Origin of the sequence: Leptospira stimsonii (genome assembly GCF_003545885.1) — a bacterium.
GTDB classification, from domain to species: domain Bacteria; phylum Spirochaetota; class Leptospiria; order Leptospirales; family Leptospiraceae; genus Leptospira; species Leptospira stimsonii.
In genome coordinates this window covers 551,322-567,516 of the sequence record NZ_QHCT01000001.1, presented here as the reverse complement: position 1 = coordinate 567,516, position 16,195 = coordinate 551,322, and the positions used below count along the sequence as shown (strand labels likewise).

16 protein-coding genes are annotated in these 16,195 nt (G+C 41.5%); 12 read left to right on the top strand and 4 right to left on the bottom strand.

All coding sequences use genetic code 11. From position 1 onward, the window contains the following. The first annotated feature begins 2 nt into the window (after positions 1 to 2). The 3 genes from DLM75_RS02805 (at position 3) to DLM75_RS02795 (ending at position 3,187) form a co-directional block, all read left to right on the top strand. Positions 3 to 746: an SDR family NAD(P)-dependent oxidoreductase gene (locus tag DLM75_RS02805; protein WP_118967012.1), complete on the top strand. Its 744-nt coding sequence runs from the start codon at positions 3 to 5 to the stop codon at positions 744 to 746. Between the two features lie 16 nt (positions 747 to 762). Continuing rightward, on the top strand, positions 763 to 1,371 hold the full coding sequence (locus DLM75_RS02800; protein ID WP_118967011.1) for an L-threonylcarbamoyladenylate synthase: 609 nt from the start codon (positions 763 to 765) through the stop codon (positions 1,369 to 1,371). A gap of 130 nt (positions 1,372 to 1,501) precedes the next feature. Continuing rightward, positions 1,502 to 3,187: an FG-GAP-like repeat-containing protein gene (locus DLM75_RS02795; protein ID WP_118967010.1), complete on the top strand. Its 1,686-nt coding sequence runs from the start codon at positions 1,502 to 1,504 to the stop codon at positions 3,185 to 3,187. On the opposite strand, the gene DLM75_RS02790 is transcribed toward DLM75_RS02795, so the two are convergent. Next, a complete protein-coding gene (locus tag DLM75_RS02790; protein WP_118967009.1) occupies positions 3,188 to 3,544 on the bottom strand; it encodes an arsenate reductase family protein in 357 nt (118 codons plus the stop codon). A 180-nt stretch (positions 3,545 to 3,724) separates the two neighbouring features. Between DLM75_RS02790 and fliG the strand changes: the two genes are divergently transcribed. The 6 genes from fliG to DLM75_RS02760 all read left to right on the top strand — a co-directional run bounded on the left by fliG (position 3,725) and on the right by DLM75_RS02760 (position 9,967). Continuing rightward, entirely contained in the window at positions 3,725 to 4,738 is a 1,014-nt protein-coding gene (gene fliG / locus DLM75_RS02785) for a flagellar motor switch protein FliG (protein ID WP_069605674.1), read from the top strand. Positions 4,739 to 4,802: 64 nt separating this feature from the next. Then, the gene (locus DLM75_RS02780; RefSeq protein WP_118967008.1) at positions 4,803 to 7,043 is read left to right on the top strand and encodes an adenylate/guanylate cyclase domain-containing protein; all 2,241 of its coding nucleotides are present in this window, start codon (positions 4,803 to 4,805) and stop codon (positions 7,041 to 7,043) included. A gap of 9 nt (positions 7,044 to 7,052) precedes the next feature. Further along, a complete protein-coding gene (locus tag DLM75_RS02775) occupies positions 7,053 to 7,544 on the top strand; it encodes a hypothetical protein (RefSeq protein WP_118967007.1) in 492 nt (163 codons plus the stop codon). Next, positions 7,516 to 8,757, top strand: coding sequence for an LIC10025 family lipoprotein (locus DLM75_RS02770; RefSeq protein ID WP_118967006.1), 1,242 nt, complete (start codon positions 7,516 to 7,518; stop codon positions 8,755 to 8,757). The genes DLM75_RS02775 and DLM75_RS02770 overlap by 29 nt, the downstream gene beginning before the upstream one ends. A gap of 144 nt (positions 8,758 to 8,901) precedes the next feature. Next, the gene (locus DLM75_RS02765; RefSeq protein ID WP_118967005.1) at positions 8,902 to 9,606 is read left to right on the top strand and encodes a urate hydroxylase PuuD; all 705 of its coding nucleotides are present in this window, start codon (positions 8,902 to 8,904) and stop codon (positions 9,604 to 9,606) included. A gap of 4 nt (positions 9,607 to 9,610) precedes the next feature. Continuing rightward, positions 9,611 to 9,967, top strand: coding sequence for a c-type cytochrome (locus DLM75_RS02760; RefSeq protein ID WP_118967004.1), 357 nt, complete (start codon positions 9,611 to 9,613; stop codon positions 9,965 to 9,967). Positions 9,968 to 10,135: 168 nt separating this feature from the next. Here the strand turns inward: DLM75_RS02760 and DLM75_RS02755 are convergent, their stop codons facing one another. Genes DLM75_RS02755 through DLM75_RS02745 form a run of 3 tightly spaced genes read right to left on the bottom strand, consistent with a single transcriptional unit; the run spans position 10,136 to position 13,936 of the window. After that, positions 10,136 to 10,984, bottom strand: coding sequence for an inositol monophosphatase family protein (locus tag DLM75_RS02755; protein ID WP_118967003.1), 849 nt, complete (start codon positions 10,982 to 10,984; stop codon positions 10,136 to 10,138). Between the two features lie 21 nt (positions 10,985 to 11,005). Continuing rightward, positions 11,006 to 11,917 (bottom strand): LIC_10030 family protein, encoded by a 912-nt coding sequence (locus tag DLM75_RS02750; protein WP_118967002.1) that lies wholly within the window; start codon positions 11,915 to 11,917, stop codon positions 11,006 to 11,008. Positions 11,918 to 11,959: 42 nt separating this feature from the next. Further along, positions 11,960 to 13,936, bottom strand: coding sequence for a beta-galactosidase (locus DLM75_RS02745; protein WP_118967001.1), 1,977 nt, complete (start codon positions 13,934 to 13,936; stop codon positions 11,960 to 11,962). A 199-nt stretch (positions 13,937 to 14,135) separates the two neighbouring features. Here DLM75_RS02745 and DLM75_RS02740 point away from each other — a divergent pair, with 199 nt between their 5' ends. The 3 genes from DLM75_RS02740 to tsaB are packed head-to-tail and all read left to right on the top strand — an operon-like array spanning position 14,136 to position 16,190. Continuing rightward, positions 14,136 to 14,993, top strand: a complete 858-nt coding sequence (locus DLM75_RS02740) for an Hsp33 family molecular chaperone HslO (RefSeq protein WP_118967000.1) — start codon at positions 14,136 to 14,138, stop codon at positions 14,991 to 14,993. Positions 14,994 to 15,000: 7 nt separating this feature from the next. After that, positions 15,001 to 15,513, top strand: a complete 513-nt coding sequence (tsaE, locus tag DLM75_RS02735; RefSeq protein ID WP_118966999.1) for a tRNA (adenosine(37)-N6)-threonylcarbamoyltransferase complex ATPase subunit type 1 TsaE — start codon at positions 15,001 to 15,003, stop codon at positions 15,511 to 15,513. Further along, a complete protein-coding gene (gene tsaB, locus DLM75_RS02730) occupies positions 15,510 to 16,190 on the top strand; it encodes a tRNA (adenosine(37)-N6)-threonylcarbamoyltransferase complex dimerization subunit type 1 TsaB (RefSeq protein ID WP_118966998.1) in 681 nt (226 codons plus the stop codon). The genes tsaE and tsaB overlap by 4 nt, the downstream gene beginning before the upstream one ends. The last annotated feature ends 5 nt before the right edge of the window (positions 16,191 to 16,195 follow it).

The window sequence follows — 16,195 nt, the reverse complement described above, 5'->3', positions numbered from 1 at the left end:
AATTGAGCAATCTCTTTAACTTAAAAAATAAAACGGTCCTTGTAACTGGATCTACTCGCGGAATTGGAAAACATTTTGCCCTGGGATTTAGAGAAGCGGGAGCTATCGTTTACGGGACCGGCTCTTCGGAGGAATCGGTAAAAAGATTTGAAGGAACCGGTATTCATGGTTTTGCCGCGGACATTCGTCAACCGAATGCAATGACGTCGATCATAGAATCGATCGTAAAAGAACACGGTAAACTGGATGTACTCGTAAATAACGCGGGAATAGCCGCGAACAAACCGGCGGCCTTCCTAAAGGAAGATGAGATCGAATCGATCATTCAAACAAACTTTACGGGAGTTTTTAGAACCTGTGCATCGTATTACAAGATTCACAAAAAGAAGGGTGGAAACATCATCAATATCGCCTCGATTCTTGGAATGAGAGGAACAAAGTTTGCCTCCGTTTATTCTGGGACCAAAGGTGCGGTAATCAATATGACAAGAGCTTTGGCGGTTGAATGGATCGGCTCCGGTTATCGAGTCAATGCGATTTGTCCGGGCTTTATCGATACGGATATGACGGAAATGATCAAAGAGAAACCCGAAGTGATGGAACATATGGTAAATGCGATTCCGATGGGAAGAATGGGAAAGCCGGAAGATTTGGTCGGTGCCGCAATTTATCTTGCAAGCGATGCTTCCGCCTATGTTACGGGACAAACGATCGTTGTGGATGGGGGAATTACGGCTGGGCTCTAATTGAGTCTAATCTTTGATGATTATTTCCCTCAACCCAATCAATCCTGAAAAAAGGAAACTCCAACAGATTTCTGAAGATCTGTTGGAAGGTAAGGTTTTTATTTTTCCGACAGACACAGTTTACGCGCTTGTCGCGGATTCCCAATCCAAATTGGGAGTGGAAAAATTATACGAGTTGAAGAATATTCCGAAAAACCAACCTCTTTCACTTCTCTGCCCGAGTATTTCCGTAGCCTCGAATTATATCGAATATCTTCCCAACGAAGCGTTTCGATTGATGAAAAAATTAACTCCCGGTCCGTTTACGTTTATCATTCGGGCGAATAAAAATCTTCCACGAGTTTCCTTTTCCAATCAGAAAGAAAAACAAATCGGGATAAGAATTCCGGACGCAATCTATCTTCAGGAATTAATGAAAATTCATCCGAACCCCCTCACCTCAACGTCCGTATTTGCGAACGATGAGTTTATTATCGAGGTGGATTCTCTGGAAGAGATTTACGGTTCTCGGGTTGAAGGGATTATCGACGGAGGAATCGTCGCGGTCGAGCTTTCAACGATTCTCGATGTTACTGGGGATCAAATGGTCGTTGTTAGAGAAGGAAAGGGTTCGGACCTCCTATAATCTTTGTTAGAATTTTTCAGTCCTCATAATCTCCAGTGGAAAATTCGAGTAATTTTCCGAATGAAAGTTCGTCCATTAAAAGAAGATTTCGCTTTAATTTTTGTAAATATTTTATTAACTATCCTTTGATATGAGATTCCGTCTTCTTTTCATTTCTACTATCGTTATCTTTCTAGAATCCTGCGCCGTGAAATCGATGAACAATTTCTGTGATGAAAAGGGATCTCTTTTTTATAAGAATTTAATAGTGAGTTATTTCATTAATGGAGGCGAAGCGAATTCTTGCGGAGTTAGTTTCGGTGCTCCTCGTCCACGCCTTTTGAGCGTAGGACCAAAGGGTCTTTTGAATTCCGGTTTTGTTTCCGGGGATTTTGATTCTTCCGTTTCTGGAGTGGAAGTCTCTTTAGATTCGGGTCCGTTTCTTCCGGCAATTATTTCCGGAAATCAATGGAAATTTCAACTTCCCGCGCCTGCTGTTCCGGGCACAATCCCAGGTTCCGGCATTTGGAAAGACTGGAGTTTGCATTCAATAGGAATTCGTTCCGTTACCTCGAACGGACAAAGGTCCATTCCGGTGGTAGCGACCGTACAAAAAGGTTTGAATAAAGATATCAATGGTGATGGTTACCCGGACGCGCTCATCGGCTCGCAAAACTCTGCTCGTGCAAGAGCCTATTTATCTCTGGGTCAGGCGAAGGGATTGGATCCTTCACCGATAACAACGATTAACGGAGCGAGCGGTTTTGGATATTCCGTCGTTCTGGCTGATATCGATGGCGATGGATATGCGGACGCGACTATATCCAATACAGCCGCGAACTTTGCGATCTTCCTTTCTTTAGGATCCAGTGGAGTACTTTCTACCACACCTTTGACCCCGACGACGGTTGGAACAGGACTTTTAAATCTTGCGGCTGGGGATATCAATGGAGACGGATTTTCCGATATCGTCGTCGGGTCGCCATACGATGCGGGCAACGTAGGAAATGTTTACGCATTTACATCCAACGCAGTGATCGGACAAGGCGTAAGTTACGTTCAACAAGTGAGCAATCCTGGACTTGCCGGAAGTACACAATTTTACGGATATGCAATCGCTCTCGGCGATATCAACGGAGATTTAAAATCGGACTTGATGGTTGGAGCGGTTGGGTCAGCCCAAAACGGAGCGCTCTTTGTTCATCTTTCCCTAGGGAATTCTTTCGCGGCGCAGTCTCAAACGATCCCGGGTGCAATTTCAAATACCTGGTATGCAAATGCCGCGGCTACTGCCGACGTAAATCGGGACGGTCTTGCTGACTTAGTTTTAGGAGCTTATCAAGAATCCGGTTCCTCAGGCAGAACGTATCTTTATTTATCCAATTCGGGAATTCTTACAAACGCAATCAATAGTCCGGTTACGGGAATTTCAAGCTCGCAATCCGCAACATCGGTTGCCTCCGGCGATATCAATGGGGACGGATATTCCGATATTTTAAACGGGGGATACGCCTACACAAATGCTTTTCCGGGGCAAGGAAGTGCTCAGACTTTCTTATTTGATACAAATATTTCCGGACTTAATTCTACTTTTTTGAATTTCTTAACCCAGGCTGTAAATCAAGGAAACATGGGCAATGTAATTAGTACGGGGGATATCAATGGAGACGGTTTTAGCGACTTTCTCGTTGGTGCCCCGAATTCGATCGGTGGTGGTGCCTTTATTGGTAAGGTCTATTTGTATTTTTCCGATGGAGCCGGTGGTTATACTTCAGCTCCACAGATCTTTACCGATCCCGATGCGACAGGGGCCTTCGGAAGTTCCGTTGACTTGTGATTATCGAAACTGTTTTTTCCATTCGTCTTCCTTGAAACCTACAAAACCGAAACCTTCCCCAAGAACAAAAGGACGTTTCACTAAGTTACCGTTCTTGGAAAGAAGGTCCAATTGATCTTCGATCGGCATAGAAGCCAACTTGTCTTTCAAACCCAATTCTTTGTAATCTCCTCCGGAGGTGTTGAAGAGTCTTTTCGAATCGTTTCCGACGTATTTCAACATAGTTTTTAGTTCGCTTTTCTTCGGAGGCATTTCTCGTATCGGAAGAACTTCTAATTCTACTTTTTTACCGGAAAGGTATTTGAGAGCGTTTCTGCAAGTACTACAGTTTTTATATCCATAAACCTTGAGTTTCATTCAATTCTCCGATTCCGATTGTTTTTGCATCCTGGGTAAGGTCAAGTTTTCTGAAAACAGACTTCTTCTAAAGGGAGAATCTGGCCATTTCCGTGGAACAAAATTCTTCTTCTTCCCCAAAAATCTTTTCGTTGAAAAGACCTATTTTAACCGATAGGATTCTTACAGGTAGACTCGGAAGTGCTCAATAAGAAGACCAACTTAACCGGAAGACAAAAGGCCGCAATTTTTCTAATCGCGGTCGGAAGCGAAGTGTCTTCGGAGATTTTTAAGCACCTCCGAGAAGATGAGATCGAACAGATTACGTTTGAAATCGCCCGTCTCGATAAGATCACACCGGAAGATAAGGAAAAAGTTTTAGTAGAATTCAACGAGCTCATGATGGCTCAAGAATTCATCTCAAACGGTGGTATCGACTTTGCCCGCGGCCTTTTGGAAAAGGCTCTTGGAAACCAGAAAGCGATCGATATCATCAATCGTCTTACTTCCTCGTTACAAGTAAGACCTTTCGACTTTATTCGAAGAACGGATCCTCAGCACTTATTAAACTTTATCCAGAACGAACACCCTCAGACAATCGCTTTGATTCTTTCGTATTTGGATCCACAAAAAGCTTCCAATATTCTTTCCAACCTTCCTCATACGATTCAAGCGGAAGTTGCAAAACGGATCGCGACCATGGACAGGGTGAGTCCGGACGTTTTGAGAGAAGTGGAACGGGTTCTCGAAAGAAAACTTTCCACATTGGCTTCGGAAGACTATACCTCTGCCGGTGGTATCGATTCGGTCGTTGAGATTTTGAACTTGGTAGACCGGGGAACGGAAAAGACGATCATCGAAGCCTTGGAAGAAGAAGATCCGGAACTCGCGGAAGAAATCAAAAAACGGATGTTTGTCTTCGAAGATATCGTTCTTCTCGATGACCGCGCTATTCAGAAAGTCATGAGAGAAGTGGACAACTCCGATCTCGCAAAAGCGTTGAAATCGGTCGATACCGAAGTTCAGGAAAAAATCTTTAAGAACATGTCTAAACGTGCGGCAAACCTTTTACGGGAGGACATGGACTTTATGGGTCCGATCCGAATTAAGGACGTGGAAGACGCACAGCAAAAAATCGTAAACATCATTCGTAAACTGGAAGACGCCGGTGAAATCGTTGTCGCTCGCGCGGGTGAAGACGAACTGGTTATGTGATTTAATTTTAATATAGGAAAGAAATTTCCTTCGCAGGTTTTGGATCTCAAGAGAATCTGGTTGCATGATCCGGATTCTCAATCGTTTTATAATTTACTTATTTATTTTTATTCTCCTTTCTTGTAACAACGATTTTCGTTCGAATACTTTGGATTTAACCAACGCTGATTGGAAAGTGATCCAAGGCAATCACCTGGATCTAAAAAATGGAAAAAAAGATCCTTCTTCACAAAAATATCAATCGATACGAAGAGGAAAAGAAAAAGAATCCATCTCCAACGAAGATTGGAAGGAATTGCCTCCGTTTCCGATCCACTTTAATTCATTCTTTCATATTCCCGAACAATCAGGCTTTCACGCTGTTACTGCAAGGTTAGATTTTTCTCTCAATGCAGATTCTACATTACTAAAGATGCCGTCAGCACTTTATCTTGCGGGCATCGGTGAGAATTGGGAAATTTATTTAAATGGAATATTAATTCGAAGCGAATTCCCTTTGATCGGCGATACACAGGACATTTCCGAACCGAAAATTCGAAGAACTCTTAAGTCTCTCATTTTGTCGGTTCCCTCCGGCGTATTAAAAGAGGGAAGGAATATAATCCAATTGTATCTCGTTGGCGAATCGAATCTGACTCCCTATGTTCCGAATGATCATTTCGGTTTTTCTCACGCGACCGGTTTTCGACTTGCCACTTTCGAACAGATTAATGATTCAACGTCGGAGTATTTCGAAGTAATCCTCTACGGAATCTACTTTATTTTCGGAATTTATCATATACTTTTTTACATAACCAGAAAACAAGATCTCTATTATCTTTACTTCGGAATCTTTTCCTTTGTCTCTTCCGTTTACTTTTTCGCTTTGTCAAACCTGATCTTCCAAAAATTCGTTAATTCAAATTCAAATATCGATAGCTCCTTTGTTTATAGGATCGAATTTTCTTCTTTGATTTTGATTCTTCCGGCTTTTTATTTTTTCATCCAAGATTATTTCTATCAGAAGCAAGTTAGAAGAGTCATTCCGATCACTTTCGTTTCCGTTCTTTTTGCTTTATTCTTAGGAATTTGGTTTTGTCCGTTTTCCTGGACGCACGTCGTTCTTAAAGTAAGCCAGGTTACATTGAGCTTTTTCTTGTTTTACATTTTTTTCTTTTTGGTTCAAGCGGTTCGACAGAAAAAACGAGACTCGATAAAAGTATTGGTCGGTCTCTCCGTTTGTACCGTCTTTGCGGTCTGGGATTTGTTCGATTCCATTTTTAAAATTATAGAACATCCATATCCGTTTTTTAAGATCGCATATTCGCTGTTTATCGCTACTATCATACGTATTTTAGTCTCGAGATATACTCGACTTTATAAGGATATTCAACTTCTCAATGAGGATCTTACGAATCAGAAAGACGCTTTCTACCGTTTCGTTCCGGCCGATTTTATTCGAATCTTAGATAAGGAATCTCCCGTTTCGATTTCCATCGGAGATTGTAAGGAAAAATCGATGACTGTACTGTTTTCCGATATTCGTGATTTTACATCTTTTTCAAAGACGATCCAACCAAGTCAGTCGATCGAATTCTTAAATGATTATCTTTCTGAAATGGATGGACTCGTGTACCAAGCCGCAGGTTTCGTGGACAAATTCGTGGGGGACGATCTTCTCGCATTGTTTCCCGATTATAATGACCGGGCAGATAAGGAGAATTTTAATTCCGCAGATAACGCAGTTGAATCCGCGATTCGGATGATTTCTTTGATCCAATCCGGGAAAATTCAAAGAAAATTTTTGAACTCCTCCCCATGGAATTTAGAAATCGGAATCGGAATCCATACCGGATCTTTGATTATGGGAACTGTGGGAAACCATAGAAAGATCGATACGAACGTTTTAGGGGAAGCAGTTAATCTTACCGCGAGACTTCAATCCCTTACTTCCCTTTATCAAAGTAAGATTTTAATTTCACATCATACCTACTTGCAACTCAATCGAATGAGCGATGTCGGCATTCGTTTGATAGATACGGTTTTTGTAAAAGGAAGGAATCAATCAGCGGATATCTATGAGGTTTTTGAAGGAGATTCAGAGAATCTTCGGGAATTCAAATTCAGATCGAAAGATAGAATCTATGAAGGAATGCTTGAATACAAGGCGGGTAAATTTTCTCAGGCCTCGAGTATATTCAAACAATTGTATCGCGAAGAACCAAGAGATACTCTTTCTAAGATCTATCTGAAACGTTGTAAGCTTTATTCGACCAAACCACCCGAAGAAAATTGGGATGGGATCTTTCGTTATCAGGCAAAATAGGAAAATAGGATGCGTTGGAGCATTTTAGTCTTTATCGGATTGATTTCCTTTTCGATTTTTTCTTCGGATCTACCGGATTTTCAGATTAAGGATCAGAGGGGAAAAAAACTCAGTTCGAAAGCGTTGAAAGGTAAGACTTCCGTTTTGCTTGGTTGCGGATACGCTGATATCGTTCTTTGTAGAAAACACGGAAGAAAAATTTATTGGAGAATGCAAAACCACATCGATGAGTCCAAAGATAACGTAGAATTTGTCGCCTTCCTTGATTTAAGAAATGCACCCGAGGCCGTTCATTCCTATATCGATGAAAATCATTCTAAAAATTACGAATCCGTTTTTTTGGACGAAAAAGGAGTTTTATCTTCCGGTATTAAACCGAATTTTTCCTGGTTACGGATCTTTTCTGGGAACAAGAAGTTGATCTATGAATCTTATTATCAAACGGTAGACGATAGCACGGTGGATAAACTGTATGAAATTATTCGTAAACAAAGAAAGTAATCGGCCAATTCTACTTTGCCTCTTCGTTCTATTCTTAACTTTTAATTGTGTACAAAAAAAGCCGAATCAAGCCGGTTATTGGAAAGAATACTTTTCTTATCAGAAAACACTTTCGAATGAATATCCAACCGGCGGAATTAGAAACGCTCTCTACGGAAATCTAACCTCAGCCGATGAATCCTTTTTACAGGAAAAGGAAGGAATTCTTTCCATCGATTTCTATCTTCGTCGAACCGATCGTGGTTTTCAATCCGTCTTAACTACGGAGAAAGTTCCGGAAAATTCTCCGTATAAAATTCACGTCGATTATTTTCCCTCCTCTTTTAAGGATCAAAAAACGTATCGAATGAAAAGGAGAACCGAATCGATTCTTCCTGCGTTTAGTTATTTGGAATTTTTTGCGCACGTAGATCAGTTGCAAAATTTCTTTCGCTCTGAAGCCGATCTTTCTTCAAAATTTTCAAAAATTTCAATCGCACATCGTTATCTTTGTTCGGTCTCGCATTGCGATCTTGGACGTTCTGAAAATTATTCTTGGCTGATGTACGAACTGAATGAATCGACAGGGGTTAAGTTCCCCGAGTTTTATAAGAAAATGCTTAAGCTCCTCAATCAAGTTTCTTATAGAATTACGATTTTTAAGTCTGGAGATTTTTTAAACGGAATTGAACTCTATAACGAGAAGAACAAAACGTTCCTAAAAATTCCCGATACACCGACTGGCTATTGGCTTAAGCCTGAAACGTTGCATGTTCGGGTCTCTTTTTTCATTCAAGCGTACGGATTAAAAATCGATATTAGAAGTTTAGGATATAAGCTTCGTTTTTACTCTTCCAAAAATTACGAGAAGGTAACGGGCGATTTTTCGAAACTTCCCGAGAAAAAAATTAGCGGTCGCTTTTTGCAAATCTTTCCTCCCGGAGTCGTGAACTGGTTTATTCCAGGGGATATTGAAGAATATTTTGATAATTTTTTCACATTGCTTGTACACGGTTCCGAGGGAAACGGAGGCAATCGATTTGAATCGGAATCAACGCGTATCGGAAATAAAGTGAAGGTAACACTCCGATCGGAGGCCGAAATTTTTCGAGAACGTTTTAAACTATTTCAATCTACGAATGAAAAGGACGACACACCTCCTTTTTTTGAAGAGCTTGAACGAATTCTAATCGAAGATCTTCAAAAATTTCCGGACACAGGCTCATCCTCTTAGAAGTGTATTTTATTTCTTCTTTAAAATTAGAATCTTTCTAAAGTGCTTGACTGAGCGTCTAAATTCCAGGATTTATTTTTAGTTCTGGCGCTTGGTTTCTTTAAGCGTTAAAAAATCAAATTCTATCGATGAATTGGAGGTATTATGGAAGAGATTGCTCTTTTTACAAATCAAGGTTTGTATTTCATCTTCAAGTGGATACATTTCCTCGCAGGCGTTGCCTGGATCGGCCTACTTTGGTACATTAACTTCGTACAAGGATCTTTCTTCGCTGAGACGGATGCGGATACGAAGAAAAAAGCGACTCAACAACTGGTTCCGCGAGTACTATGGTGGTTCCGTTGGGGCGCCATGTTCACGTTCTTAAGCGGTTGGACGATGATCGGTATTTCTCTTTATAATGGAACGACTCTATCTTCCGGTCAATGGCTCGCGATCATTCTTGGCGGCGGTCTTTTAGGTTCTCTAATGTGGTTTAATGTTTGGTTTGTGATTTGGCCTGCTCAAAAAGTTGTGATTGCGGCCGCAAAAGGTGAAACTGCAGAGAATCCAGCTCCGAGAGCCGCGAGAGGTCTTCTCGCTTCTAGAACGAACACCTTGTTGTCCATTCCTATGTTATTTCTCATGGGCGCGGCGAGAAACTTAACGGTTTCCGTGGACGTTACAAGTTCGGAAGCCCATACGTTTTTGGGAGTGATTCTGGTTCTTCTCGCATTGGTTGAAACCAACGCGTTAACCGCAACACCGGAGAGCGCTACTTTTAAGCCGATTAAAACCGTAAAAGGTGTAATTACGTCCGGGTTTGTTTTGACCTTAGTCATTTACATTCTTCTTGAGGTCCTTCTCTAAATCGATGGGAAGAATAAGAATTCGAGGCGGAATTTTCCGCCTCCTGTTTTTCTTCGTAACTGCGACTTTGGTCCTTGCGAACTGTAAGGAAGAGAATCTGACTCCGGAACAAAAGTTACTGAGTCAAGGAAAAGGTTTGTATGTGGCGAATTGTTCGGCCTGTCACAATCAAAATCCTGCGCTAGATGGTGCGGTCGGACCGGCGGTCAAGGGCTCTCATTTTGAACTCTTAAAGGCAAGAATTGTGAGTGGAACGTATCCGCCAGGATATACGCCGAAACGTCCGAGCCAGTTGATGACTCGTCTTCCACTCAATGACGAGCAGATTCGTAGTATCGAAGCGTATCTAAACGCTCCATAAAGAAATTTTACATTGGGAACGAGAAAATCATTCCCAATGTCCTCTTCAATCCTTCCGAAATCTTATCGATTTCTGCGTTTCGAATTTTCCGAATATTTTTTTGATAGATTTACAAACGTTATACGACGTATCTCAAAGAATGTGTTCGAAATGAACTCATTGAAAGTATTAGTTCCTACCGATAGAATCCCTTACGTTTCTCATGATATCCACAATCTGAGAATGAATTCTTCCATTTGATACGACGACTTCCGAATTTCCGGATAAGAATCTTTTTCCACCGAAGTCGGTTACCTTTCCACCAGCCTCCGTAAGAATTACAGAACTTGCGACTGTGTCCCAGAGTTTAACGCCTTTTTCCCAGATTCCATCTAACAAACCTTCAGCTACCCAACAAGAATCGAGGACAAAAGATCCGGTTCTTCTCATCGATCGACCACAGCTGATAAACGCTGTGATGTCCGAGATCACTTCGTTTAATATTTCTTTTCTGTTTGTGGGGAAACTCGGTACGAGCATTGCACGAGCAAGAGATTCTGTATTCGAGACGTCGATTCGAAGTCCGTTTTTAAAAGCGCCTTGAGAAAGGATGGCGGAATATTTCGTATTCAACCCCGGGACAAAAACCACACCGGCAACCGGCGACTCTCTATGTTCTAATCCGATTGAAACACAATACAAAGGAATTCCTCGGACGAAGTTCATTGACCCGTCGATCGGATCTAAAACCCAACGAAAGGAATTGTTCCCTTCGTATCTGTAATTGTCTTCGGAGAGAATAGAATCGGAAGGAAAGTTTTGTCTGAGATATTCAACAATGAATTTTCCCATCATCTCGTCGGCCTTGTGAATTTGATCCTTTTCCTCCGCTTCCGTTGAAAAAGCGAATGCCTTTAGATCCTTCTGAAGTTTCAGCGCGGACTCGATAAAAATTCCGGATACAGATTGAACGGATTTGATCCTGCGTTTGACTTCCTCTAATGGAAAGTCAATGGGAGGGGCAAGTGGTTGGTCCATGGGTTTCTCTTCAAAAAAAGATTACTTTCGTTTTAGGATTTTCCAAAGCATATTACCGGAGGAAGTTACGTCCCGTTCCGTTCCAATAGAACGAAGCCAAATATGCAAAGGTTCCTGTATTACTGAATCTATAGTCATGCTTTCCGGTGACAATAAAAGATCAATCAAATGCCGTATGTTCTGAAATTGGCTAAAAATTCTTTCTTGAGAACTCTCCAGAAACCGCGAGCTGATAGATTGAAATTCAACGTCGATCGGCTCAAAGACCTTTCCAGGTTGCCAGACTTCCTTTGTTATATTTAGAAGTGTATGAATTGCAGTGATTTGTTTCGAATAATCTACGTCGTCGAAAAGTTCCGAATAAGTATGTTGGATCTTATTGAAGGCGGGAATTGTATCGACGTCCACCATAAATTCTGTCTCTTTATATTGTCGTGTTACGAAATCGACGATCTGTCCGTCCTTGTGCTCTAAATTCTCCAAAGGGAGAATTCGCGCTAAGAAATAAATTTTTTGAGTCCGAACGGAAGCGGTTTTTCCCTGCGCGGGTTGTTTTACGAACATCGAGGAAGGTGCACCGCCGAGATAGGAAAGAATGAAACTCACAACAAAGATAAATTTTTTGTCTTCATTCTCCTTTGAATATGGGAGAGGCTTAACTAGGAACAACTGATTCGAATTCTTCTTTGGTTTCGCTTCTGGGAGAACATGACAACCTGCGATCAATTCCGGAATGAGTTGTTCTATCTGGATAAGGAACTCTTTTGCCGCTGAGAATTCGACTCCGTAAACCGAAGTAGGAGGAAGAATATAACTGTCTTCGAATTGCAAGAACGGCGTATGCAAGTTGTCCACGAATATTTCGTGATGACGATTGCTTCCGGAAACGGAGGCGAGGATACGATTCAGTTCCTCGACTTGATTTAGCTCCAAGAAATTCTTTCCTTTTTGAGTTCGCTTAACAATTTTCCGATCTCATCTTTTCTTTGGTATGATTCTGACTTCATAGGGATTCAGGATTTTCAGACCAGCCAAATTCTTTTTGCCGGAATGATTGATATAAATTTCGTAATTTTGATTTCTTCCAGTTCGGTTTAATTTTTCAACGGTAGGACCGTAAAAAGTAAACGGAATTTTCGCCTCTCTTAAAATTCGACGATAGAGAAGCATAAAACTCAATGGTTCTAACGAAGCACCGACGTAAATTACTCTTCCTTTATGATAAGAATTGGCGGTAATTATAGGTTGCCCCTTATAGAATTTTCTCTTATCGGTATAACGGGCCCATACGTCAGCGGTCGTTGGCTCTAAGATTTCGCAAATCTTGGAACAAGTTCCCGGAAAAAAGCGAAACTTAAACTTCACTTTTTGATTTCCGACCGCTTCGAATTTTCTTACTCTTACTCCGGCCATTTCCGCAAAAGGTCCGGGAATTTGAGAATCGTACATCCAGCCGTTCAAATCTTTTGCGCCTGTTCTATATCCTAAAACGAGAGTACCCCCTTCCTTTACGAAGCTTTCCAATTTTTGAAAGACGGAATCGTTTACCATCGTGTACATCGGAAGTATGATGATCTTATAATCTTTGAAGTCGATTTTGGAGGCGGGGCGAAAGTGGGTGTTTACGTTGAGAACGTTCATCCCGGAAAACCAAGTCGCCATTTCGACGTCATAGCCAAGTTGAGCCCAAGGAACCGGTGAATACTTTAGTCCTGTTGAAATCGGTTGATGTTTCCAATTTCGAGCGTTCTCAATGTCATGCACGACGGCAACATCAGCTGGGAATAATTCTTCCACGAAGTCATCCGCGTATTCACCGATTTCTTCGATTCCTTTTTGTAGTTCGAAGTACCGTTCCGTTTTATTCTTATCGTGATCCAAAATTCCGTAACAGAGTTGTTCCTGTCCGAAGCGCGCGGTGCGGTAGCGAAAAAAATAAATCGCGTTCGAGCCGTGAGCGATGGAATGTTTCATCCAGAGTTTTGTTTGTCCCGGAGCGGGAAGATATCCTAAAAGATCGTGTCCTTGGAAGCCGGATATTTGTTCCATAACGGTGAATGGAAGATTCTTCAAACCCCGATTGTACTGTTGCATCGCCGCGATAAAAGGATGTGGGAACGGTTCTTCTTGTTCTCCCCAAGTGGGATAATTATCCCAAGAAATATAATCCAGGTATGTTGCAAGTTCTGCCATATCGACGATGGGAAGAAAAGGGGATGGATAAAGATTTGTTGTAAGAGGCCTTCCAACTGAAAATTTTCTTAGAATCTGTGCTTGGAGTTTTACGAAATCAAGGATCGTATCGGAATGAAATCGATAGAAGTCCTGGATCATGGAAGGATGGAAGTTACTAGAAATATGAGCGCCTGGAATCGGAATCTCTTCGAATGAATTGTATAAGACTCCCCAGAAAACGTTCCCCCAAGTTTCATTCAGTTTTTGAATCGTCTTGTATTTATTCTTCAACCAAACACGGAACGCTTTCAAAGAGATTTCCGAATGATCGATATCCGAACCTTCGTGACCGATTTCATTGTCGATTTGCCAACCGATCACGGCGGGGTGGTTCCCAAAATGTTTGGCCATAGCGGTAACGATTTTTTGGGACGCCTTTCTATAGTTCGGAGATGAGAAACAGGCCTGCCTTCTTGTTCCGATCGTCCGTTTGATTCCGTCTCTTTCCTGAATTATGTCTGGAAATTTTTTTGCCAACCATGGTGGGAACGTTGCGGTCGGAGTCCCTAAGATCGCAGTCATACCGTTCTTTTGAATGAGATTTAAGATTTTGTCAAAAAAGGAGAAGTCGTATTTTCCTTCTCTCGGTTCCATAAGTGCCCAGCCGAATTCGGCGAGACGGACCGAAGAAATACCCATCTCCTTCATGATTCGAATGTCTTCTTCCCAATCTTTTTGCGTCCATTGCTCAGGGTAATAGTCTGCACCGAATATCATTCCGATCTCCTTTTCGTTCCGGAAAGTGATTTCAAAGGATGGGTTCAATCTGAAAAGAAAGAAAACCGCAAATCTCGGAAGTCTAAAAGAAAAAATACTGTCTTTTCCCGTGAAAGTCTGAGAGGATACAAATGACGTAGAGATTATTTTACTTCTGCGCGTAACCGAATTCTCAGTTACTCCACCACAGAAGGATTCCATGCACAACCAGGACTCACTGATATACGGAATTTTGCCGGATGTTCACTTCCGATATTCCGCTACGGAAATTTCATATTCTGTAACCGCGGCCTCCAATTTACATAATTTAGATGATTCCAATACGGAGCTTTTGGCGAGAGCTATGATCGGGGCATTCTTCCTCGCAGATCAAGTAAAAGAAGACACAAAGGTAAGCTTGCAGATTCAGTTTAACGAAGATTCTCCCATTCACTCGGTTCTTGCCTACAGTGATCGTAAAGGAAGAATGAAAGCGGTTTTAAGAGCCCGACCTGAAGAAGACATCGAACCCGGACAACTTATGGAAGACTATTCCGGAATCATGAAAGTCTTTCGTTGGAAAGATGGTGCTTGCATTTATCAGTCCGTGGTCCCGTATCAAAATCGGAGTTTTGAAGAAAATTTTCAAAACTATCTGAATAGCTCCGAACAGATTACCTGCTTTGTAACCATAATGATTCAAAAGATCGGCTTTCACTGGGACGTAAGGGGAATCTTACTTCAATCTCTTCCGGAAGCAAAAGAAGAACATATTCAGAAAATTGCAAGTCTCTCGGATGAGATCAATGAGAATGTGAGCGAATTCTTGGGGAAAGATATATACAATTGTTTAAATAAAATCGGGGAAGTGACTCGTTCGGCCGTTCAAATCTTAGAGGAAGGTCAGCCTGAGTTTCGTTGCGATTGTTCCGAAGATAAAATTCGGGAATTGATTCAGACCCTCGGTAAAGAAGAAGCAATGAATATATTGGAAGAAGTCGGTATGATAGAGGTCACGTGCGAATTTTGTACTTCCGTCTATCGTTTTGAAAAAGAAAGGGTGAACGAATTATTTTGAGGAAGAATTGAAACTCGAATTTCAGAAACTGAAACTGGAAGAATTAGACAAACCGGCTTATCTCCTTGCCTCCCTTATCGAAATCTCTTTGAAACAAAATTTATTTCCGGTTCTCCTAATGACCGGTTCTATGGGAGCCGGAAAGACAACGTTCACTTCAAAATTGGTAAGAAAAATTTCTCCGACGGCTAACGTAAATTCGCCGACTTACACTTTGATCAATCAATATCCGATTCCGGATCGAGAAGATTCTTTTTACCACTTTGATCTACACAGATTGAAAAGTCCGCAGGATCTGGATGATCTCGGGTTTGAAGAAATTTGGGGAAAAAGCGGTGTTTCCATCATCGAATGGTGGAAAATTGCCGAAGAGGATCTTCGTGATTTACCTCTGAAGATTGAAATCGATCTGCAGACAATTTCCGAAAATGAAAGAACAATTACATTCAAAAGTGATGATATGCTATCTTATCCGAAATTATACGAGATTTGGAAAAAAATGGAAGGAAATCCAGCATGAAAAGAATCCTATTCTTTGATGCAACGAACCAATGGGTCTTGGTCGAATCTTTCCTTCTTACCGATCCAGGCGACTTGGAAATTGTCTCTTCCTATTCGGGAATTCATCCGAGGGAATCGTCAAAGGTTCTCATTCAAGAGCTTCAGAATGTTCTCGGACAATCGAAATGGAATTCTCCGGATCTAATCGTCTGTGCACTTGGGCCGGGATCATTTACAGGCCTTCGTATTGCCGTAGCCACCGCGAGAAACTTGGCGCAACTTTGGAAAATCCCTGCAATCGGATTGGACAGCTTGAGGGTTTATACTTCATTTTATTTTCAAGAAGTTGGGGATCCAGTTCTTGTAGCGATCGAAGCAAAACAGAAAAAAATTTATTTCGCGATGGAAGATCGAAGAGGTTTTTTCGGTTCCATCGATATTAAACCCGATGATATAATGGAAAGAATTCCGGAAGATCGAGTACAAGCTTTTTTGACCTCTCAAAAATATTCGGACAACCCTGAATTCTATGCGGGAATTCCGATTTTAGAAAATTTACCTTCCGGTTCCGCGATTCTGAATCAAGAAAAAGATCAGATTGTTGAAGCGCTGAGATTTCCCGATCGATATCCTTATTGGAAGCTCGTTCCCAACTACGTACGCGGAACCTATGTCGATGAAAAGTCGACGGTATAGTTATT

Excerpts from the sequence above, each read along its gene's own strand:
- DLM75_RS02800 (WP_118967011.1), top strand. The coding sequence starts at position 763 with ATGATTATTTCCCTCAACCCAATCAATCCTGAAAAAAGGAAACTCCAA.
- DLM75_RS02795 (WP_118967010.1), top strand. The coding sequence starts at position 1,502 with ATGAGATTCCGTCTTCTTTTCATTTCTACTATCGTTATCTTTCTAGAA.
- DLM75_RS02790 (WP_118967009.1), bottom strand. The coding sequence starts at position 3,544 with ATGAAACTCAAGGTTTATGGATATAAAAACTGTAGTACTTGCAGAAAC.
- DLM75_RS02780 (WP_118967008.1), top strand. The coding sequence starts at position 4,803 with ATGATCCGGATTCTCAATCGTTTTATAATTTACTTATTTATTTTTATT.
- DLM75_RS02775 (WP_118967007.1), top strand. The coding sequence starts at position 7,053 with ATGCGTTGGAGCATTTTAGTCTTTATCGGATTGATTTCCTTTTCGATT.
- DLM75_RS02770 (WP_118967006.1), top strand. The coding sequence starts at position 7,516 with ATGAAATTATTCGTAAACAAAGAAAGTAATCGGCCAATTCTACTTTGC.
- DLM75_RS02765 (WP_118967005.1), top strand. The coding sequence starts at position 8,902 with ATGGAAGAGATTGCTCTTTTTACAAATCAAGGTTTGTATTTCATCTTC.
- DLM75_RS02760 (WP_118967004.1), top strand. The coding sequence starts at position 9,611 with ATGGGAAGAATAAGAATTCGAGGCGGAATTTTCCGCCTCCTGTTTTTC.
- DLM75_RS02755 (WP_118967003.1), bottom strand. The coding sequence starts at position 10,984 with ATGGACCAACCACTTGCCCCTCCCATTGACTTTCCATTAGAGGAAGTC.
- DLM75_RS02745 (WP_118967001.1), bottom strand. The coding sequence starts at position 13,936 with ATGATATTCGGTGCAGACTATTACCCTGAGCAATGGACGCAAAAAGAT.
- DLM75_RS02740 (WP_118967000.1), top strand. The coding sequence starts at position 14,136 with ATGCACAACCAGGACTCACTGATATACGGAATTTTGCCGGATGTTCAC.
- tsaB (WP_118966998.1), top strand. The coding sequence starts at position 15,510 with ATGAAAAGAATCCTATTCTTTGATGCAACGAACCAATGGGTCTTGGTC.